This window comes from Rothia sp. P5764, assembly GCF_048512965.1.
Taxonomy (GTDB): Bacteria; Actinomycetota; Actinomycetes; order Actinomycetales; family Micrococcaceae; genus Rothia.
The window spans coordinates 691,023-711,348 of sequence record NZ_JBLXXQ010000001.1; the positions used below are offsets into that span (position 1 = coordinate 691,023).

Here is a 20,326-nt window from a genome sequence, read left to right on the forward strand (position 1 = left end):
AGAGTGGAGGCCGTGAGCACTTACGCTTTCTCGTAGCCGCGCAGCTTATTGAGGGCGCGACGTTCAGTTTTAGTGGGTCTGCCCGCGCCGCGTTCGCGCCGGGGTAGGGTTCCGCTGGTCAGGTAGGCGGGCTTGGGGGCAGAGATGTCCTCGTAGCAGGTAACAGCTACGGGTGCGCCGACCCGTTTGGACAGGGTTTTACGTACCACCAGTGTGCGCTCCCAGCCAGGGTAACGCACGGTGACGGTGTCTCCGGGGCGCACCTTTTGGGAGGGCTTGGTGTGGGCCCCATTAAGCCGAATGTGGGCGGCCTTTACTTCGCTGGAGGCCAGCGAGCGCGTCTTAAAGATGCGGACGGCCCACAGCCAGGCGTCAAGTCGCACGGGTGCCTGTGCTTCTTCTGCCGCGGGTGGGGGCACCGCTCCGGCGCCGGTGGGTTGAGTCATGTCTTCTAGGGTAGTCACCAGGCCACCTCAATAAAAGCAGGGGCCGGGTCTGTAGCAGCTAAGAGCATTGCATGAAGCCAAGGGGTAGCGCCTCAGAGGCCCCATGGGCAGAGCACTGTTACCGGCCCTAGACTGGATGGTATGGCTTTTACTTCTTCTACAGTTAGAAAGCAGGCGGAGCTTCCAGCGGGTTCCTGCTCTCTACCTCGCGATGAGGCTCTTCCCGGCACAGCGGCCCAGGTAACTACCTGGGTTCTTGTGGAGCACCCGGGTGGCTGGGGGCGAGATATTCTGGATGGGTCAGCATTTGGCCAGCCTCTCTCCACTGAGCTGTCGGCGCGCATGGAGCAACTGGGGGCCCGCCTGCTTCTGGTGCGTAAGCCGGGACGGGAGGGCCAGGTACTTATGGCTAGTGGGGAGTCCCGCAGGGCCTACCTTGCCCGGGTAGGAGGTCGGGGCTTTGAGCCTGCCGTGCTTTATACTTTTGAGGTTTCAGATGTGGCAGACCTGCTGACGCTCCCCCTGGAAAAGCCAGAAACTATACCCGGACTAGTTGTTTCACGTGAAACCCTGGTGCTGATATGCACCCATTCTAAGCGCGACCGGTGCTGTGCCTTACTGGGGCGCCCCTTGGCGGCTTTCCTCCAGGAGCAGAGCACCGGGGTGCAGGTATGGGAGTGCTCCCACACCGGAGGCCACCGTTTTGGCCCGGTTGCCCTCACCCTACCCAGTGGCTACACCTATGGGCGGCTCACTTTTGAGCAGGCCTTAACTCTCGCCTCTGGCATCCGGTCTGAGCAGCTTGCTTTAGCGGGCCTAAGGGGACGCTCAGCCCACACCCCTATCGAGCAGGTAGCGGAAGTTGCAGTGCGCTCCTACCTTGCCCAAGAGGGCGAGAAGCCGCGAATCAATGACCTCAGCCCCGAACGGGTAAGCACACCGGCAGAGGGGATCGTCCAGAGCGCACGCGTGACCCACCGGGACGGGCGGGCATGGCTAGTTACCGCCCATGAGGTAGAGCTACCTGCCCGGCCGGCCTCCTGCGGCAAAGACCCCAGCCCGGCAACTAGCTGGCAGGTAGAGAGCATAGCCCCCACCCAGCCTGCGGAGGGCTAGACAGCTCTAGCGCCCTCTTAGTCCACTGCCAGCCGCCGCATAAACCGGCCCATAAGTTCGTAAGCTTGACTGCGGGCGGGTTGGGCGGAGAGAAAAACATCGTGGGTAGCACCGTCAATGACTTTACTGGTGACATCGCTGCCCAGTTCTAGGGCCCAGCGGCGGATTTGCTGAACAGAGAGTACTGCGTCAAAGTCATGTTTCTGGCCCGGTGCGCTCAGCCGCCCGGAGCGGGCTGAGGTCAGTACCAGCACCGGGGCTGTGATGCCGGTACCCCGGTGGAGCTTAGCCTGGGCGCGCCGGATAGCGGTGAGCCAGCCTGCGTAGATGGGCGGGAAGTTGAGGGTCTTCCAGGCGGTCTTGAAGTCCCAGGTACCGCCGGTGCTGTGGTGCAGGGAACGGGCGTAGGGGTCGGGTGCGGGCTTTTTGAGGACGGTGCGCGGGTTCAGGCGGGCGGCGGTAGCGGCCAGGGCGGTCAAACCGGCCTGGGCAACCGGCCCTTCAAAGTGATCCAACCAGGGCGAGTTGAGGATCAGGGCGGTAAGTTCTGGCGGGGCGGTCTGCCCCGCCCACAGGCTGGTGATGAGCCCACCGGTGGAGTGCCCCATGAGCACCACCTGCTGGTGCCCGTCACGGCTGGTTATTAGTTCCCAGGCGGTGTCCAGTTCTGCAAAGTAGTCGGTGATGTCCTCGGTGTAGAAGGGAGTCTGGCCGGTGCGCAGGGAACGTCCGTACTTTCGTAGGTCAAGGGCGTAGAAGTCGTAGCCACGGGCTGCCCACCAGTCCCCTAGTTCCCGCTGGAAGAAGTAGTCCACAAAGCCGTGTACATAGAGCACAGCACCCGCTGACGGGGTGGGGCCAGAATCGGCGGGCCGGTGAACCAGAGTGGCCACCAGCGGGCCTTCGGAATCAGCGCCCAGGTCAAGGCTTTCGGCTGTGTAGGGGTGCCCAAGAATATCCTGCTCTTTCATAGGGTCAGTCTACGCCCACCGGCAGGCGAGAAGGTTTCTTACGCCCCTGTGACGCTGGGGCTAGGGGCAGTTTATTCAAGCTAGCATCCGGCCCTATCATAGAGAGAGACAAACGTGATGCTAACAACATTATGTGGTTACCCCCAGAGAAAGGCCCGACCTTTGACCTACACCGTCAGCGACTACCTCCTTGACCGACTTGTTGAGCTGGGGGTTACCGATATTTTCGGTGTTCCCGGCGACTTTAACCTCCAATTCTTGGACCATGTGGTTGCCCACAAGACCCTGGCATGGGTGGGCAACGCTAACGAGCTCAATGCCGGCTACGCCGCCGACGGCTATGCCCGTGTTAACGGTATTGGTGCCCTGGTGACCACCTACGGGGTGGGTGAGCTCTCGGCTATCAACGCCACGGCGGGTTCCTACGCCGAGCATGTGCCCGTCCTGCACATTGTGGGTGCGCCCTCTAAAGATGCTCAGGCCGCCCACCTGACCATGCATCACACCCTGGGAGACGGCGATTTCACCCACTTTATCCGCATGGCCTCCGAGGTTTCCTGCGCTGTGGCTAACCTGGAACACGCCACCGCGACCGGTGAGATTGACCGCGTCCTGCGTGAGATGATGATTCAAAAGCGGCCCGGTTATATTCTGCTAGCTACCGATGTGGCCCGGGTTGAGGTGGCACCGCCCCAGGCACCGCTGGAGCTGCCCCAGGCGCTCTCATCCCCCGGTGCTTTAGAGTCCTTCCGGGCAGATCTTGCCACAGCGCTTGCAGGTAAAAAGACCACCGTTCTAGCGGACCTACTGGTTCACCGCATGGGGGCGCAGGAACAGCTGGCCCAGCTCCTTGCCACCACCGGCCTACCCTACGCCACCCTCATGTGGGGTAAGACCCTGGTTGATGAGTCCAAGCCTGCCTTTGCGGGCATTTATGCCGGCCTTGTTTCTGATGCGCGGGCAAAGGATGCTGTGGAGCAGGCCGAGGCCCTGATTTGCGCCGGTGTCACTTTTACCGATACCACCACGGCTGGTTTCTCGCAGAAGCTCCCCGAGAATACTGTCTTTTTGGGGGCGCAGACCGCCAAGATTGGTCGGCGCACCTATGCCCCGCTGACCCTGGCTGCCGCTCTCGATGTGGTGCGGGAGGTTGCCCTTGAGGTGGGAGCCCAGCCCAAGGAGCTCCTGCCCTGGGCCGAGGAAGAAAACCAGGGAGTAATCGCCTGGGATGAGCCGCTCACCCAGGATGTTCTCTGGTCTCTGCTGTCTCAGAAACTTTCACCGGGCAATATTGTGGTGGCCGACCAGGGCACCTCTTTCTTCGGTATGGCTTCGCGCCGCTTCCCCGAGAACTCAATGTTTATTGGCCAACCCCTGTGGGGCTCTATTGGCTACACCCTACCGGCTATGTTGGGGGCGGCTATAGCTGACCGTTCAGCACGCGGGGTTCTGCTCATTGGTGACGGCTCAGCCCAGCTGACCTTCCAGGAAATCGGTACCATGCTGGAGCAGAAAATTAACCCGGTGGTGGTGCTCATTAATAACAAGGGTTACACGGTGGAGCGTGCTATCCACGGAGCCACCCAGCCCTACAACGATATCCGCACCTACAACTGGCAGCTGATTCCGGCGGCTTTGGGCGCACAGGAGGACGATGTACTCATGCTCAAGGTCTCTACCGCCCGTGAGCTGGTCGAGGCTGCCAAGCTCACCCACCAAACCCGTGACAGGCTGGTCTTTATAGAAGTCGTCATGGATCAGGACGACGTCCCGGCTCTGCTGGCGGATGTGGCCGCTGCACTGACCCGCGCCAACTCATAGGTGGCACCTGCCAGTAGTCCGCCTTAAAAATAGCCGCCCCTCTCCCCTGGTTCTAGGTGGGAGGGGCGGTGCTTTTGCAGTATGCCTGCCGTGAGTAGGTATGCCAGGGAAAAGCGGTGTAGCTCTCAAAATACGATAAACCCCGGGGGGTATAATTTTTCTGTAGGGACCACCCAAACACGAAAGTAGAGAAGCTGTGAAACTCGATCCCGATGAGATGAAGCCCGTCATCAACCGTCTTAAGCGTGCCCAAGGCCAGCTCAACGGTGTTATTCGTATGCTCCAAGAGGGCGATGACTGCCAGAAAATTGTTACCCAGCTGGCCGCCGCATCCAAGGCGGTAGACCGGGCCAGCTTTGCGGTGGTGGCCTGCGGCCTTCAGCAGTGCCTAGCGTCCGATAACCCGGAACTCAGCCCCCAGGAACTTGAAAAAATGTTCCTCTCCCTAGCCTAAAGCAGGTGCCGAGGACTACCGTTTTCTTTGCTCTTCAGGCATTTCTAGCGGTGCATACAGGGTGGGACCTTTAGCTTTTTCTTTGTGCACTTACCCCCTAGAGTGTTCGAGTGCGCGAGCTACGGTGGATACTCCCACCCCGAAAAAAATCAGCCAGCTCCCGCAAACTCCACACCCGCCCGGTCTGTGGGTTGACCTCCGAACGCATCCGCACCAACTGCCCCCTCTGCGTAGCAGATAACTTTGCAGGACGACCCTGCCCGGCCCCTTTTCTTACCTCCGTTCTTTGCTTTCATGGCAGCAAGTCCTGCCTGGGTGCGCTCCGATATCAGACTGGACTCCACCTCGGCAAGAGAAAAGATGCTGTAGAAAATTATTTACCCTTGGATAATTAAAAGAATACTAACAGTACCTCAATTTTTACCTAGACAGGATCACTAGTTATCCACGATAAATCCATGCTTCTCTCTTATATTTTTCATACATTAAAAATAAATATATAGATAGTAAAAATCCGATGATTATAATTATTGAAGTTAAATAATAAAATACAATATCGAAATTACTAAAAACATCACGATACCCGCCGCATGTATAGGCTTTCAAGTCGAACGGAATGCTCCCCGTAGTATTGTCCGAATATATACCTTGTTTTTCACAGAAAAAATCGATTGAACCCGTTCTGAATAAAACCACATAATTACAAAATAGCCAGAGAGGTAAGGTGATTATCCAAATTGTTGATGTAAGAAGGGTGGATATTAAATATTTATTTTTCTTGCGCCCCAAATATTCTTTTCTCATGAGTTTCTTGCTATCTCGATAAGTTTTTTGCCAGTCGCTCAGAGGCTTATCCAAAAGTCCCGTATAACTGTTCGGCGCTCATCACAGGCAAGCTCACCTTCTGGCCTGATTCTTGCACCTATAAGGGCGATTCATACCAGCCCCAGCCGGCTTGCCTGTGGTGAGCGTCTCCCTAGACTAACATGTGAATAAGCCTCAAATCTTTAAGTCCTTAAGGGCATTCGAAAATTTATGCTTTCCCGGTTGCACGGGCAGCAGCTAGCCTGCGCTTGGCCTCTTTCAGGCTTACTTCCCCACTCTTGTTATAGGGCAGACGCGAAAGCAAAGAGCCCATAGCGCAACTGTTGCTCACTGCCGCAAAGGTCAGTCCACCGCCTACCGCACCAGCCAGGTATTTAGCGCGGGGAAAGACCGTGCTAGCAGCCACACTTCCAGCCACCAAGGACCCGGCAACCAGTCGAACCTGGCGTTCTAGATCCCAGCGTGCTGGGCCAACATTGACAGCCTGCTCTGCCTTCTTCCAGGCTTCAATACCTCCGACCAGGACGCTGGTGTGGGTAACGCCCACCCCTGCCAAGAGTTTCTGGGCACGCTGGGCACGGGCACCGGAGCGGCAAATAATAATAGCTTCGTTGTCGATGAAGCTACTGAGCTCCTCGGGGTGCTGCTCAATAAGAGCCAGGGGCACATTGACACTCCCGGGGACGTGGGCACCTTCATATTCTGCGCCGGTGCGAACATCAAGAAGCAGGGCACCGTCGTCGGCCTTGATTTTCTCGGCGAACTGGGGCACATCAATCTGTGCGGGGAGGTCGGTGGGGATAGCCGTCGTGTGCTGTCCTTACCTTGATGCGGCCAACTGAGTGAGGGTACTGACAGCGATATATATGGAAATAAGGTAGAGGAAGCCTGCGAAGGAAAGCTGGAGAGCCCTGCGGGAGACACGTTTACCCACCCAGCCGCCAGCAAGTACTCCTGCCACGGTGGTCAGCAGTAGGGGAAGCAGTAGCGCCCAGTCAAGGGTCGCCAGGTGGCTGGCGCTCAGGGCGAGAGTGATAAGGCTGTTAATGAGGATGACCAGCAGGGAGGTACCCACAGCCGCCCCCATTCCCAGCCCCAGAATCAGGGTGAGGGCGGGGACAATAGCAAAACCTCCGCCCACACCAAAGAAGCCAGTCAGAAAACCTACCCCGCTAGCGGCACCGATGAGGCGAGCAAGCCGACCGGGTGCTAGATGGGTGGTGTGAGCGGGGTGGGAGGGGCGTGCGGGTGTAGCCCTGAGGGCCTTGGTCACCATGAGGCTTGCCACCACTACTAGGAGTGCGGAGAAGGCCAGGAGCAGGGCGCTGCCGTCTACCCCTACAGATAGCATCCGCCCCACAGAGGCACCGGCTATACCCAGGGCACCAAAGGTAATGCCCTGCCGCCACCGAACGGCGCGAGCGTGCGTGGCGATTCCGGTAATAGAACCCAGGCTGACGATAACGAGTGATGCCAGGGTGGCAGAAGCTGGTGCCATTCCAGCCCCGTAGACCAGCAGGGGCACGGCCAAGATAGCGCCGCCGCCGCCCAGGGCGCCCATGAGTAGGCCAATGAGCAGGCCCCCTACCAGCATGAGAAGCACCAAGGCCACCTTTCTATTACCTGATCCATCTCACCTTAGGCTACCCCAGGTGTGCACCCGGGCAAGGTAACTTGCCGTGCCTGCGCAGGCAGTTAGTCATTCAGGGCCTTCTTGCGGGCCAGCGGCCACAGGGCAAGCATGGCAACAGTGACTACTAGCGAGGTGTACACCTGGGTGCGCCCCGATTCACTACCCATCATGACCACCAGAACAAAGAGCACCCCGCCAATCAGGACGATATTCAGCCAGGGGAAGAGCCAGACCTTCAGCTTGAGGTCGGCCACCTGCTCCGGGGTCATTGTGCGGCGCAGGTTCCACTGGGTCAAGGCAATAAAGACATAGACAAAGAGCGCCACCAGGCCAGCGGAGTTCATGATGAACTCAAAAATACCGGAGTCAGGAGCCACAAAGTTCACCAAGGAAGCAATCACACCACCCACGGTGGAGGCAAAGAGCGCGTAGACCGGCACTCCCCTACTTGACCTACGGGCTAGGAGGGCCGGGCCGAAGCCCTGCTGGGCGAGCGCAGCGGCCATACGCGATGCCGAGTAGAGACCAGAGTTCAGGACCGACACCACGGCGGTAAAGATAACCAACTGCATGATGACCGACGCGGCGGGAATCCCCAGGCGTTCAAAGACCTGGGTGAAGGGCGCGGCTGCGACGTTGGTGGGTTCAGGTAGCTCATCCCAGGCAATGACCATGCAGATCACCGCAATAGCCCCAACAAAGAAGAGCAGGATGCGCCAGATAATAGTGGAGGTAGCCTGCCTAATCCCCTTAGCCGGGTCCTCAGATTCAGCGGCGGCCATCACCGCAATTTCGGTGCCAAAGTAGGAGAAAATCACCAGGGCAACACCGGTGAGGGCGATACCGTAGCCGTGCGGGGCGAACCCGCCGTGGGCCCAGAGGTTGCTCACGCTCAGGGTGGCATCTGGCCACAGGCCCAGGGCGTAGAGGGTGCCTGCCCCCAGGAAGACCACAATAGCGAGCACCTTAATGGAGGCCAGCCAGAACTCGACTTCACCGAAAGTACGTACCGAAATGAGGTTGGTGCCCACAAAGATTGCAAGCAGGGCCAGGGAGGCCCCCCAGGCGGGCAGGCCGGGGAACCAGGTGGCCAGGGTTTCACCACCGAGCACCGCCTCGTAGGCCAACACCCCTACCCAGAAGTACCAGTAGAGCCAGCCCACCAGGTAGGCCGCCCAGTTGCCTAGGCCCACCCTGGCGTATTCCATGAAGGAGCCGATGGAGGGGCGGGCGGCGGCCATTTCACCCAGCATCCGCATAGCCAGGAAGACCAGTAGACCACCCATGAGGTAGGAAAGGATAGCAGCCGGCCCCACGGACCGAATAACGTTGCCGGAGCCCACAAAGAGTGAAGCCCCGATGATGCCACCCAGGGTAATCATGGTGACGTGGCGGGGCTTGAGCTTGTGGACGGTGGTATCCCCCGAGATACCGGGGGCTGGCCCGTTGGGTGTTGATGCTTGGGGGCTGTTGGCAGGAGGGTGAGCCATGAGTTTCTCCTTATGGGCAGGTGGTATCACCAAGAATCACTTTCCCACTAGACTACACACAAGACACACCCATATGACCTGAGACACTGTTATATTTCTTGGCAGGTGCCACCAGGCACTACAGGCAAGCCCGAGAACCTGGCGGTTAACCGTCAGAAAGTCTACAAGTGGCTTATCCAAAAGATTGATCAAGAGCTTGCATCTAGACATTCTCTAGGGATTATCTATATGGATGGCGATGGAAGCGACACCTCGTATCGTGATACTCACCGTAGCCTACCTCGTTCCGAACGGAACATTATCAAAGATCCTATTTACCTGGACTCTAAGACATCACAGTTCATGCAGATGGCAGACCACATAGCCTGGTGTGCAAACGCCAGTATCGCCCAAATACCCAAACATTCTTTTGCGCATCGATGGTATGAACAGTACTTATCGGTAAGAGATGTGGCTAGAAAACCAATTATTTTAAATACACCTGATATAGATCCTTTAAACAGCTAGAACCCCTTGTTCTACCTGTGTAGAGGGGTTCTGCGCTTCTAAATGTACTGGTTTGGACACGGGCAAGTCAAGAGTAGAAAATTTCTCTGATCATCCGCTTAGAACCGCCCTCGCTTACCGGCTCGATGAAGTGAGCGGGTGCGTAACACCCAGGAGCGAACGGAGTCCGCGGCAAGGCCGGGGCGCGAATCGCCCTTGCGAGCGAAACGCACCGGGCAAGAGGGTCCGCAGGCAGGTAGCACCCCTAATCTCTTGAGATAAGAAAGTAAAAGTATGGAACACCATAAATTGGTCCGCTACCAGAGAACCACTTAATTAGACTTTCTTCACATCAAGCCGGGAACAACCTCCTAAATCTAGAAAATCTAGATTCCAAACAGAAAGTTATGCCCCATGAAGACCTCCCTAAAGCCCATACCATCACTCTTCCTGAAGGCCCCACTGGTAGGCATAGGTGGTATCTCAGCTACCGCAGTTGCCCACCGTTTTACCCTACAAACCTATGTTTACAACACCAGAAGAATCCAGGGAAGCTCTAAACGCCCTAGCATCATCCATGCTCTTCTTAATTTTTTTAGTGTCCTCAATACTCATAATAATTTTTCTGACCTCCAGGGGTGGGCAAGAATATCCACATCATCGTCCCACTCATGACTTTTTACTGCCTGGTGAATCTAATAAATAGCTGTAGAAAAATTTATATCAGCCGACACCAATAAGTGAAGCCTGCCCTCACCTTCTCTATCAGAGGGTGAAGACAGGCTTGACCGTATGGCTCTTACTTCTGCACGAAGTAGAGGCGCTTGTTGACAAACTCGTCCATGCCGTAGGGGCCCAGCTCACGGCCATAACCGGAGTTCTTCACCCCTCCGAAGGGAATCTCAGCTCCCTCCCCGGCAGGAGTGTTCACATTGGCCATGCCCACATCCAGCTGACGGGCCAGCTTCTCGGCACGCTCCCGGTCCTGGGAGAAGACCGCACCACCCAGGCCGTACTGGCTATCATTAGCCAGAACCAGGGCTTCCTCATCACTGCTGACCCTATAGACGGTAGCAACAGGGCCAAAAAGTTCCTGGTAGTAGACCTCAGAACCCACAGGAACATCGGTGAGGACAGCTGGGGAGAAGTAGGCGCTGGTGTCATCGAGTAGTTCACCACCAGCGTGCAGGGTGGCACCGGCGGCCACGGCCTCATCCAGTTGCTTCTTGAGCCCCTCAGCGGCAGACCGTGAGGAGAGGGCCATGTAGGTAGTATCGTCAGATTCGGTCGGCTTGCCGGGCTTCATAGCCTGGGCCAAGGCAACCAGTTCAGCTACGAACTCGTCATAGATGTCCTCCATGACGATCAGGCGCTTATTGGAGTTGCAGGCCTGACCGGCGTTGTACATGCGGTAGCCCCAGGCGGTTGCCGCGGCGGCCTTCACATCGTCGGTATCAAGCACAATGTAGGGGTCAGATCCGCCCAGTTCCAGAACGGCCTTCTTGAGGTTGCGTCCTGCAATGCCGGCAATAATGGATCCGGCGCGCTCTGAGCCGGTCAGGGAAACACCCTGAATGTGGGGGTGCTCAATGATGGTTTCAATCTGCTGGTGGCTAGCAAAGACGTTCAGGTAGGTGCCAGCTGGTAGACCAGCGTCCAGCATCAACTGTTCGATAGCCTGGGCGGAGCGGGCACAAATTTCGGCGTGCTTGAGCACGATGGTGTTACCCAGCATCAGGTTGGGCGCGGCAAAGCGGGCCACCTGGTAGTAGGGGAAGTTCCAGGGCATGATTCCCAGCAGGGCGCCCAGGGGGCGACGCTGAATGTAGGCCTCAGAGCCTTCGGTCTGGGAGGGGATCGGCTCGTCCTTGAGCTGGTCAGGAGCGATATCTGCATAGTAGGTGAAGATCGCGGCGGAGAACTCAGCCTCTTCAAGGGCTTCGGGCAGGGACTTACCGGTTTCGGTGCAGATGATTTCTGCTAACTCCTGCTTGCGCTCTTCAAAGAGCTGACCGATCCGGCGCACAATGGCCGCACGATCCTCCAGGCTGGTCTTGCGCCAAGTCAGGTAGGCGGCGTGGGCGCGCTCTACAGCCTGGATGGCTTGCTGGTCGGTGAGAGTGGGGAAAGTTTCGAGGATCTGCCCGGTGGTGGGGTCCTCTACGCGGTAGTTACTCATGGATCATATTCCTTTTGTGTCTCTTAGGGTTGATGCGGCTAGGCGCTCCTAGGCCGACTAACCAGCTCGCAGACGATTCATGCCAGCCAGCCGATTGCCGGGGACACCCGCCCTGCCTATCGCTGGGTATTAGCCGGCGACCTTGCGGATTTCTTCGACGAAGATATCCAGGGCCTGGCCCAGCAGTTCATCACCGATGGTCAGCGGCGGCAGCAGGCGCACCACGTTACCGTAGGTGCCACAGGTCAGAATGAGTACACCGCGCTCAGCGCAGGCGGCGGCAATCTCTTTAGCGGCGGTGGCGTGGGGTTCCTTGGAGTCGGAATCTGCCACGAACTCCACGGCGAACATAGCGCCACGGCCACGGATTTCACCCACGATGTCCAGCTCTTCAACCAGGGGGGCCAGCTTCTGGCGGGCGATTTCTTCAATGTGGCGGGCGCGGGCAGAAAGATCCCACTCTTCCATGGTGTCGATAGTGGCCAGGGCTGCGGCGCAGGCCACGGGGTTACCACCGTAGGTGCCGCCCAAACCGCCGGGCTGCACTTTGTCGAAGAGTTCGGCGCGGCCGGTGACAGCAGAGAGGGGCATACCACCGGCAATACCCTTAGCTGTGGTGATCAGGTCAGGTTCGATACCTTCGTGGTCGCAGGCGAACCAGCTACCGGTGCGGCAGAAGCCAGCCTGTACTTCGTCAGCGATAAAGACGATGCCCTTTTCGCGGGCCCAGGTGACGAGCTCGGGCAGGAAGCCCTCGGCGGGTACGATGAAGCCGCCCTCGCCCTGTACGGGTTCAATCAGAATTGCGGCCACATACTCGGAGCCAATCTGCTTTTCGATCATGTCGATGACCTTGGCGGCAGCTTCCTTACCGCCGACGTTGCCATCGCGGTAGGGGTAACTCATGGGTGCGCGGTAGACCTCGGGCGCAAAGGGGCCAAAGCCCTTCTTGTAGGGTGCGGCCTTGGCGGTCAGTGCCATGGTCAGGTTGGTGCGCCCGTGGTAGGCGTGGTCAAAGACCACTACGGCGTTGCGCCCTGTGGCGGCGCGAGCGATCTTGACGGCGTTTTCTACGGCCTCAGCGCCGGAGTTGAAGAGCACGGTACGCTTGTCGAAGTCGCCGGGGGTGAGCTTATTGAGTTTCTCGGCAACAGCCACGTAGCCCTCATAGGGGGTGACCATGAAGCAGGTGTGGGTGAAGTGGCTGACCGCTTCTTGGACGGCGGCCACAACCTTGGGGGCCGAAGCGCCCACGGAGGTCACGGCAATACCGGAGCCCAGGTCGGCAAAGGAGTTACCGTCCACATCGACGATCACACCACCGTCTGAGTCTGCGGTGTAGACAGGCAGGGTGGAGGCCACGCTACCGGGTACGTTGGCGCTGCGACGGGCGGCCAGTTCTGCTGAGCGGGGGCCGGGGACGGGACCGTTTAGCTTGATTTCTTGAGGCAGGCGGTAGGTAATCTCAGCCATGGTTTTCCTTAAAAAGTTTTGTAATTACAGAAAAGTTGGGTGTCCGCCGGTGGGGACCGGCGGCGCAGGGTAGCTAGCTGGTGTAGGGGTTACGCATGCCGATGTACTGAATGGAGGAGTACTCGTCAATGCCTTCTGCCGCGCCTTCACGGCCCATACCGGACTGTTTGACACCACCAAAGGGGGCCGCCGCGTTAGAGACGACACCGGCGTTGAAGCCCATGATGCCGAACTCTAGGTGGTCAGAAGCCCGGTAGAGGCGGTCGATGTTTTCGGTAAAGACGTAGGAGGCCAGGCCGTATTCGGTGTCGTTGGCCAGGGCGTAGGCTTCGTGTTCCTTGCTGAAGGTAAAGATGGGGGCGATGGGCCCAAAGATTTCTTCGCGGGCTACGCGAGCGTCCAGGGGCACATCAACTAGCACGGTGGGCTGGAAGAAGTAGCCGGCGCCCTCCCCCTTCTTACCGCCGGTGAGCACGCGGGCACCCTTGGCGACAGCATCTTCAACCAGGGCAACCATGGAGTCCTGGGCCTTCTGCTCAATGAGCGGGCCGCAGGTCACGCCCTCATCCAGGCCATTGCCCACCACCAGTTCGCTCATTTTCTGGGCAAACTTCTGGGAGAACTCTTCGGCCAGGGATTCGTGGACGATGAAGCGGTTAGCGGCGGTGCAGGCCTCACCGATGTTGCGCATCTTGGCGGCCATAGCCCCGGCAACCGCCTGGTCGATGTCGGCGTCCTCAAAAACGATGAAGGGGGCGTTGCCGCCCAGTTCCATAGAGGTACGTAGGACGTTCTCAGCGGCCTTTTTAAGGAGTTGCTTACCCACCGGGGTGGAGCCGGTGAAGGAGACCTTGCGCAGGCGCGAATCGCTCATGATGGGCTCGGAGATAGCTGCCGCCGACTTGGAGGAAACCACGTTGAGTACACCTGCGGGCAGGCCGGCGTCCATGAGGGTTTGGGCCAGGTATTGGCTGGTGAGCGGGGTTAGGCGGGCTGGCTTGAGCACCATGGTGCAGCCTGCGGCGATGGCGGGGGCTACCTTGCGGGTGCCCATGGCCAGGGGGAAGTTCCAGGGGGTAATGAGCAGGCAGGGGCCAACCGGCTTGTGGCGGGTGATCATGCGCAGGTGCCCTTCGGGGGCGGTGAGGGTGCGCCCGTAGTGGCGGGGGGTTTCCTCGGCAAACCAGCGCAGGAATTCGGCACCGTAGGTGACTTCTCCCAGGGCTTCGGCGTAGGGCTTACCCATTTCTAGGGTCATGAGGGTGGCAAATTCTTGGGCGCGTTCAGTAACGAGCTCGAAGGCGCGGCGGAGAATTTCGGCGCGTTCGCGCGGGGAGCTGGCGGCCCAGCCGTTGCCTCGGGTACCGCGTTCAGCGGCGCAGGCGGCGTCGAGGGCGGCGAGCGCGTCGGCTTCGGTCGCTGATGCTAGGGTGGCGAGGTGTTGGCCGGTGGCGGGGTTTTCAACGTCGAAGGTTCCGCCGTCGGAGGCCTCACGCCATTGCCCACCGATAAGTAGGCCGGTGGGGACCTTTGCCAAAAGTTCCTGTGTATCCAGGGTCATGAGGGTTTTCACCTTTCAGTGACTGTGTGTCTAATGTCTCGCGGCTGTCCTATCCATCTTACGCCCTCCCCTGCTAGGCAGGTAGCCTGCCTCACATGCCGACGGGCGGGTCATGTTTCGTTATTAAAGTTTGTGGGGTGAACGGCAAAAAGTAATCTCCCCTAGCCACCGGTCATCCGGGTCATAGCCCCCTGGAAACGTGCAAAAATAGTGACCATGAGTTTTGATTCGCACTCCGAGCTCCCCTCGCACCTTTTAGCTCTTGCTCAGATGACCCAGTGGTACACGGATGCACACCAGCTACCTCTTGAGCTTCGCCTGAGAGTGCACGAGGGCGCTGTCGATACCGTCCGCACCTCTGTGACCGGGGGCGCTGATAGGCCGGTTCCAACCGACTACGCCCAAGCGGTTACAGTTGCCGCCCTTGATATAGCCCGGTCTGAAGATTTTTCAGGCTCCTTCACCGTCCGCATCAATAGCAGCCCTGGCGGGCAGGTGATCGTCAAGCAGGTACCCCTTGCTAGCGCTGATTCCCAGCCGGCACCGGCCGCTCAGCCCCAGCAGATTATCACCGCTGATGGCCTGCAATTACGCGCGGCTTTGATGGACCGTGGGCATACTTCGGGCTATTCTCCCCAAGAGATTGCCAACGAAGAAAGAGAACGCGGTTTTTCTTTTTCTCCCGAACTCAAGTTCTACAGGGCTTTGGTGCGTGAAGGTGTGGTTGCACAGGCGCAGGGGCGCGATGTGCTGGCCTCTAGTCCACAGGCTGACTTCGGGGCTTCAAGCCTCGACAGTGCCCCCTGGAAGGCCCCGGCCACCCACGATGGTACCGTGCAGGCTGTATTGAACCACCGCCTGTGGATCGAGATAGCCCACAGCGATAGCCACCTGTACGCCATCGACCTGGCTCCAGGTTCTGCCGGTGTTATCGGTCAGATTATTGCGCGCCCTATTGGCGAGGCCTCCGTCCCTGTGCAGGTTGCAAGTTCACTGGCCCAGTTTGTGGTAGGTGAGGTTGGAGGCGACCAAGGAGCCCAAGCTCCCCAGGGCACTTCTCAGAACGAAAGCCCGTTTGGGCAAACCGTTGCCTGGGTTGGCACCGTAGACCCTATCGCCTTCCCCTCGCTCTTAGGCTGGGCAGGGTTTCCGGCTGAGTCCCACTACCGGCAGGCACTCCAAGAGCTGGCTGACCCGGCTCCTGCTGAGGGTGAAACCGACGCTGAAACCGTCGAGCAGAGCACAGCAGGGCAGGCGGAGACTTCTGGGCCGCTAGAAGATGCTACTCCTGGAGAGGCCAAGGTCGCAGAAGATGCCAGCGCTCTCTTCTCTAGTCAAGCCCCCACCGAGGCATCCTCTCCCGTAGCAGATACTGAAGCTACCGCCGGGTCCGCTACCGATTCAGGTAAGCAGGCGGGTGCAACCAGCAAAGCCGACGAGCCTGAGTACTCTACCAATGTTGAGGGGACCGAGGCTGATAGCCCTAAGGCACCCAGCGCCGAGTGGCAAGAAGAACAAGCCAACGGCGCCCAACCCGACAATGAGCCGGAGCGGGCAGAAACCGTTCAGTCTGAGGCTTCGGAGGTCAGCGCCGACAACACTAACCCCGGCAAGACCTACGCACCGATTTCGCCGGAGCAGAAGAATATCGCCACTGCTATTGGCACCCTGGCCTTTGGCACCAAGGAACAGCGCGAGGAATACCGTGCGGCAGACACCAGCCCCATGCCCACCCGTGATAGGCGCGGTAAGAAACTGTCACTCACCTCAGCCTCCCCGAGTGAGGTAACAGCCCAGCGTGAGGATAAGCAGCCCGAAGGTAACCTGCGTTCCGCCCTGCGCAAATTCTTTACCGGCAGCTAGGTAACTAGAGGCGCGGGGGCACTATCTGGGCGTAGGCTAGGGTCTAACTTCTTCTCATATCTGCTGGGAGAAGAGCTAGCACCCTTGCACACCCCGTCAAAGGAGTACCCGTGGCCCGTATCGCCAAGGACACCATCGGCACCACCGCTCTAGAAGTTTTCATTCCAGCGCCCGGCCAAAACCCTGACGACCCGGGCGATAGCGCCCGGCAGGATTTTTTGCGCCAGGCGCAGGAGCTCCTGGATGCCGGTCTTGATATCGCCGTCTACTCCACGGACTCTTACCCCTCCGCTTTTAGGGACTGTGAGCCGGTAGCGGATCAGATTGCTATGGCTGGGGAAGCGGTCCTACCCATCCTGCTGGTGGAGGGCCTAGTCAAGGTGTCTTACATGTACCCCACTGCTGAGCAGATGCGCCGTTTCTCGCACTTTTCTGAGGTCAAACAACCCAAGGTGAACGCAGCGGCTGCGGCCTGCGGGACCGGTGGTGCCCAAGCTCCGGCAAGCACACCTACCCTTGAGCCAGCTGGCTTTGCGGCCGTCCTTGCGGGGGTCACTCAAAAACCAACGGGTGGCCCCGACATCGGCGGGCGCCGCAACCTCATGGGCGGCGATTTCGGGCAGGGCCTGCCCGATGACGGTGACCCCCTGGTGGAGTCGCAGTCCACCTGCGGGTGCGGCGGATGCGGGTGCGGCAGCTGACCGGCCGTTGGGTGCTGGGCACTAGAATAGTGCTGATTTTATTTTCTAAGGAGTGGCGATGATTGGTGCGCGGGTAGAGCACAAGGACGAGTTCTTTATTGCGGGGTTCCGCCAGACCGTCAAGCAGGGGGCTGGAATCGGTGAACTCTGGAAGAAGCTGACCGACCACGTCCAGAAGCGCGGTGTTACCATGCCAGAGGTTCATTCCATGGGTGTCATTGTGGGCATGAATGGCGCAGGCGAGTTCGACTACATGGCGGGAATTCTGGTGGAGAACCTAGAGACCGCTCAAGCTCTAGGGCTTAATGCCCTTAAGGTGGATGGCGGTGATTTTGCTGTGACCACTGTTCAGGGTGCTGTGCCCATGAGTACTATGGCAGGTGTAGATCACCTCATGGGGACTTTCTTGCCCCAAGCTGGTTTTAAGGCCAACGGCCCAGTCTTTGAAGCCTACGGACCGGGTGACCCCTCGTCTCAAGACTTTCAGATGCAGGTGTGGGTTCCGGTAAAACCAGCCTGAACCAGCTCTGAGCTGGGGGGTGCGGGGCACTCAAAACAGCAACTATATTTATAACCCCTGGACCGCTCAAGCTAGCGGGTGCGAAAAGGTAAGGGAAATATGTCTCAAAAATTAAAAGCACTGGTCAGCGTACTTGGGGTAGTCATCCTGATTTCTGCTCTGGTAGCTAGCGGCGGTAGCTACCGGGGTGAGACCTTAGCGGGTGGGTTCCCGCTCTTTGCGAGCGCCGTGGTGCTGTCCTACCTGATTCAGTGGCTCTTTTTCATCCCCGCCTACGCCCTAAAGACCGAGAAGTTCTATGATGCTGCCGGTGGTGTGGGCTTTGTGGGAGGAACCCTCTTTGTGATGCTTGCTGCCTCCTCTCTGAGCCCTCTTGCCTGGCTGCTGGGGGCCATGGTTATTCTCTGGTCGCTCCGCCTGTCCCTCTTCCTCCTGGTTCGGGTCATGCGCAGCGGGGGCGACGGCCGCTTTGACGACATTAAAACCGACCCCGTACGCTTTTTTATCGCCTGGACTTTGCAGGGGCTGTGGGTTGCGGTAACAGCGAGTGCAGCCTGGGCGGTCATTACCTCAGGCCGCCATGCTGAGCTGGGCTGGGTAAGCTATCTGGGTGTACTGGTGTGGCTGGTAGGTATGGCTCTTGAGATAACCGCCGATGTCCAGAAGAGCCGCTTTAAGGCTGACCCCGCCCACCGTGGTGACTTTATCCAAAGCGGGGTCTGGTCGGTGTCGCGTCATCCTAACTATCTGGGCGAGATTCTGGTTTGGGTGGGTGTTTTGGTGACCGCTGCTCCCCTGCTGGTGGGCTGGCAGTGGGTAACTATCTTGTCGCCTGTTGTGGTGGTTCTTCTTCTTACTAAGGTCAGTGGTATCCCCAAGCTGGAGGCTCGTGCCGATGAACGCTGGGGCGGCCAGGAGGCCTATGAGGAGTACAAGCGGAACACCCCTGTGCTGATTCCGGGCCTTAAGGGTAAGAACTAGTGAGAAAGCGGACATCGGTCTCATCAGCTTTGATGGTTGATCCTGAGCAGAAGTACCGTAACCTCAGTGACGTTTTAGAGGAACGGCTTTCACAGAACCCTGAGCACATTGCTTTTGATCTGCCGGTGCGAGGGTCTACAGGTGCCATTGAGCGCTGGAAGCATGTCACAACAGCAGAGTTTCACCGGCAGGTTCGGGCGGTTGCGGCGGGTCTAATAGCCCAGGGCATAGGTTTGGGCGACCGCGTTGCTCTTTTCTCACCCACCGTTTATGAGTGGGCTGTAGCTGACTGCGCCCTGATCTATGCAGGTGCCCAGGTGGTGCCCATCTACGACACGAGCTCACCCCAACAGGTGGGCGATATTCTGGCCGATGCCGGCGTGGTGGCCGCTTTTGCCGGGTCGCAGGGGCATGCCGATACCCTGACTCAGGCAGGGGAAGAACGCGGGCTGGAACTTGCCATCTGGTGCTGGGAAAGCTCGCTTTCCTACCCCTGTCTGGCCGATCTGGAGGAGGCAGGGCGGGGCCTTGAACAGGTGCAGGTGGACCAGCGCCGAGCTCAGCTGAGGCCCGCAGATATCGTTACCCTGGTCTACACCTCGGGGACCAGTGGGGCGCCCAAGGGCGTAAAAATTAGCCACCTGAATATGATGGGGCAGGTTCTCAACGTTGCAGCTGCCTACTCGGAGATTGTTCATGAACAGGGCAGGACGGTTATTTTCCTGCCACTGGCTCATGTTCTGGCGCGAGGCTTACAGCTGGTGTGCCTGGTCAAGGGGATGCGGATCGCCCACCTTTCAAACCCCAAGGAGCTGATTTCGCAGCTACCGCATACCCAGCCCACCTTCTTAGTGGTGGTTCCGCGCGTCTTAGAGAAGGTAGGCGATGCGGTGTCCAAGCAGGCGCAGGCTAAGCACCTGGGCAGGGTGTGGCAGGCCGCCGAGCGAACCGCCCTGGCTGTAGCCCGAGCGCAGGAGCAGGGGCTACGCCCCGGTCGGCCGCTTCTTTTCGCTAGGGCCGCATACGATGCACTCTTCTTTAGCAGGGTGCGTTCCTTGCTGGGAGGAAAAATTGAATGGATACTCTCAGGCGGCGCTCCCCTAGCTCGTGAGCTATCACTACTTTTTGCGGGCATGAAAGTTCCGGTGGTGGAGGGCTACGGCCTGACCGAGACTACCGCCCCACTGGCTGGTAACAGGCCAGGTGCTATCCGCTCAGGGACGGTAGGTTTACCCCTGCCCGGCGCAGAGATCCGCATTAGCGAGGAAGGGGAGGTCTTAGCGCGGGGCATCGGTGTGATTTCGGGCTACACAGATAGTTCTTGGGATCAGCTGGCTTTTACCGAAGACGGCTACCTGAGAACCGGTGACCTGGGTTCCCTAGACGCGGACGGCTACCTGACCATTCGCGGGCGACTCAAAGATGAAATTACAACAGCCGGCGGCAAGTCCATATCGCCTTTTACCTGGGAGGAGGCGGTTACCGCCAGCCCACTGGTGGAACACGCGATCATGATAGGAGATAAGAGACCCTACCTTGTTGCCCTGATAGTGCCCAGCGAAGATGGCCGGGCACTACCTCAGGCGGCTTGCGCTCAGGCTATCCAGAAGCTGGTTGAAGATGCTAATTCCCTGGTGGCCCGCAGTGAGCAGGTCCGCCGTTTTAAGGTCATTGAGCTAGATGATCAGGACCCGGAGCTGATAACCCCCACGCAGAAGCTCAGGCGCACAGCGCTTTCTAAGCGCTTCGGTCAGGTCATTGATGAGCTCTACGCCGCCTAGCTGAGCCCCTGTCAGAAAGTAGCGG

17 protein-coding genes are annotated in these 20,326 nt (G+C 58.7%); 9 read left to right on the forward strand and 8 right to left on the reverse strand.

The window, feature by feature from the left end; all coding sequences use genetic code 11:
- Positions 1–20 precede the first annotated feature (20 nt).
- On the reverse strand, positions 21–446 hold the full coding sequence (locus ACN08Y_RS03180) for an RNA-binding S4 domain-containing protein (protein ID WP_419105435.1): 426 nt from the start codon (positions 444–446) through the stop codon (positions 21–23).
- A 141-nt stretch (positions 447–587) separates the two neighbouring features.
- On the opposite strand from ACN08Y_RS03180, the gene ACN08Y_RS03185 reads away from it, so the two are divergent.
- Entirely contained in the window at positions 588–1,562 is a 975-nt protein-coding gene (locus ACN08Y_RS03185) for a sucrase ferredoxin (protein ID WP_419111809.1), read from the forward strand.
- A 17-nt stretch (positions 1,563–1,579) separates the two neighbouring features.
- Here the strand turns inward: ACN08Y_RS03185 and ACN08Y_RS03190 are convergent, their stop codons facing one another.
- A complete protein-coding gene (locus ACN08Y_RS03190) occupies positions 1,580–2,533 on the reverse strand; it encodes an alpha/beta hydrolase (protein ID WP_419111810.1) in 954 nt (317 codons plus the stop codon).
- Positions 2,534–2,695: 162 nt separating this feature from the next.
- On the opposite strand from ACN08Y_RS03190, the gene ACN08Y_RS03195 reads away from it, so the two are divergent.
- Both ACN08Y_RS03195 and ACN08Y_RS03200 read left to right on the forward strand, forming a co-directional pair.
- On the forward strand, positions 2,696–4,354 hold the full coding sequence (locus ACN08Y_RS03195; protein WP_419098848.1) for an alpha-keto acid decarboxylase family protein: 1,659 nt from the start codon (positions 2,696–2,698) through the stop codon (positions 4,352–4,354).
- A gap of 196 nt (positions 4,355–4,550) precedes the next feature.
- The gene (locus ACN08Y_RS03200) at positions 4,551–4,808 is read left to right on the forward strand and encodes a metal-sensitive transcriptional regulator (RefSeq protein WP_419098847.1); all 258 of its coding nucleotides are present in this window, start codon (positions 4,551–4,553) and stop codon (positions 4,806–4,808) included.
- A 1,033-nt stretch (positions 4,809–5,841) separates the two neighbouring features.
- Here the strand turns inward: ACN08Y_RS03200 and ACN08Y_RS03205 are convergent.
- The 3 genes from ACN08Y_RS03205 to ACN08Y_RS03215 all read right to left on the reverse strand — a co-directional run bounded on the left by ACN08Y_RS03205 (position 5,842) and on the right by ACN08Y_RS03215 (position 8,756).
- Entirely contained in the window at positions 5,842–6,405 is a 564-nt protein-coding gene (locus ACN08Y_RS03205; protein ID WP_419111811.1) for a rhodanese-like domain-containing protein, read from the reverse strand.
- A gap of 48 nt (positions 6,406–6,453) precedes the next feature.
- Positions 6,454–7,245: a sulfite exporter TauE/SafE family protein gene (locus ACN08Y_RS03210; RefSeq protein ID WP_419111812.1), complete on the reverse strand. Its 792-nt coding sequence runs from the start codon at positions 7,243–7,245 to the stop codon at positions 6,454–6,456.
- An 83-nt stretch (positions 7,246–7,328) separates the two neighbouring features.
- Entirely contained in the window at positions 7,329–8,756 is a 1,428-nt protein-coding gene (locus ACN08Y_RS03215) for an amino acid permease (RefSeq protein ID WP_419111813.1), read from the reverse strand.
- Positions 8,757–8,861: 105 nt separating this feature from the next.
- Here ACN08Y_RS03215 and ACN08Y_RS03220 point away from each other — a divergent pair, with 105 nt between their 5' ends.
- Positions 8,862–9,263, forward strand: coding sequence for a DUF3800 domain-containing protein (locus tag ACN08Y_RS03220; RefSeq protein ID WP_419111814.1), 402 nt, complete (start codon positions 8,862–8,864; stop codon positions 9,261–9,263).
- A 778-nt stretch (positions 9,264–10,041) separates the two neighbouring features.
- On the opposite strand, the gene ACN08Y_RS03225 is transcribed toward ACN08Y_RS03220, so the two are convergent.
- From ACN08Y_RS03225 to ACN08Y_RS03235, 3 genes are all read right to left on the reverse strand, one after another.
- Positions 10,042–11,421, reverse strand: a complete 1,380-nt coding sequence (locus ACN08Y_RS03225) for an NAD-dependent succinate-semialdehyde dehydrogenase (RefSeq protein WP_419111815.1) — start codon at positions 11,419–11,421, stop codon at positions 10,042–10,044.
- A gap of 129 nt (positions 11,422–11,550) precedes the next feature.
- Entirely contained in the window at positions 11,551–12,894 is a 1,344-nt protein-coding gene (gabT, locus tag ACN08Y_RS03230; protein WP_419105443.1) for a 4-aminobutyrate--2-oxoglutarate transaminase, read from the reverse strand.
- A gap of 73 nt (positions 12,895–12,967) precedes the next feature.
- The gene (locus ACN08Y_RS03235; RefSeq protein WP_419111816.1) at positions 12,968–14,455 is read right to left on the reverse strand and encodes an NAD-dependent succinate-semialdehyde dehydrogenase; all 1,488 of its coding nucleotides are present in this window, start codon (positions 14,453–14,455) and stop codon (positions 12,968–12,970) included.
- A 216-nt stretch (positions 14,456–14,671) separates the two neighbouring features.
- On the opposite strand from ACN08Y_RS03235, the gene ACN08Y_RS03240 reads away from it, so the two are divergent.
- The 5 genes from ACN08Y_RS03240 (at position 14,672) to ACN08Y_RS03260 (ending at position 20,301) form a co-directional block, all read left to right on the forward strand.
- Complete coding sequence (locus ACN08Y_RS03240; RefSeq protein ID WP_419111817.1) at positions 14,672–16,318, forward strand: hypothetical protein; 1,647 nt, start codon at positions 14,672–14,674, stop codon at positions 16,316–16,318.
- Positions 16,319–16,428: 110 nt separating this feature from the next.
- Positions 16,429–17,019: an arsenic metallochaperone ArsD family protein gene (locus ACN08Y_RS03245; RefSeq protein WP_419098838.1), complete on the forward strand. Its 591-nt coding sequence runs from the start codon at positions 16,429–16,431 to the stop codon at positions 17,017–17,019.
- A gap of 58 nt (positions 17,020–17,077) precedes the next feature.
- A complete protein-coding gene (locus ACN08Y_RS03250) occupies positions 17,078–17,539 on the forward strand; it encodes a GyrI-like domain-containing protein (protein ID WP_419111818.1) in 462 nt (153 codons plus the stop codon).
- Positions 17,540–17,638: 99 nt separating this feature from the next.
- Positions 17,639–18,520 (forward strand): DUF1295 domain-containing protein, encoded by an 882-nt coding sequence (locus ACN08Y_RS03255; RefSeq protein ID WP_419098836.1) that lies wholly within the window; start codon positions 17,639–17,641, stop codon positions 18,518–18,520.
- Positions 18,520–20,301 carry an AMP-dependent synthetase/ligase gene (locus ACN08Y_RS03260; protein ID WP_419098835.1) on the forward strand — a complete coding sequence of 594 codons (1,782 nt, stop codon included), beginning with the start codon at positions 18,520–18,522 and terminating at the stop codon, positions 20,299–20,301. The genes ACN08Y_RS03255 and ACN08Y_RS03260 overlap by 1 nt, the downstream gene beginning before the upstream one ends.
- Positions 20,302–20,326: the final 25 nt, after the last annotated feature.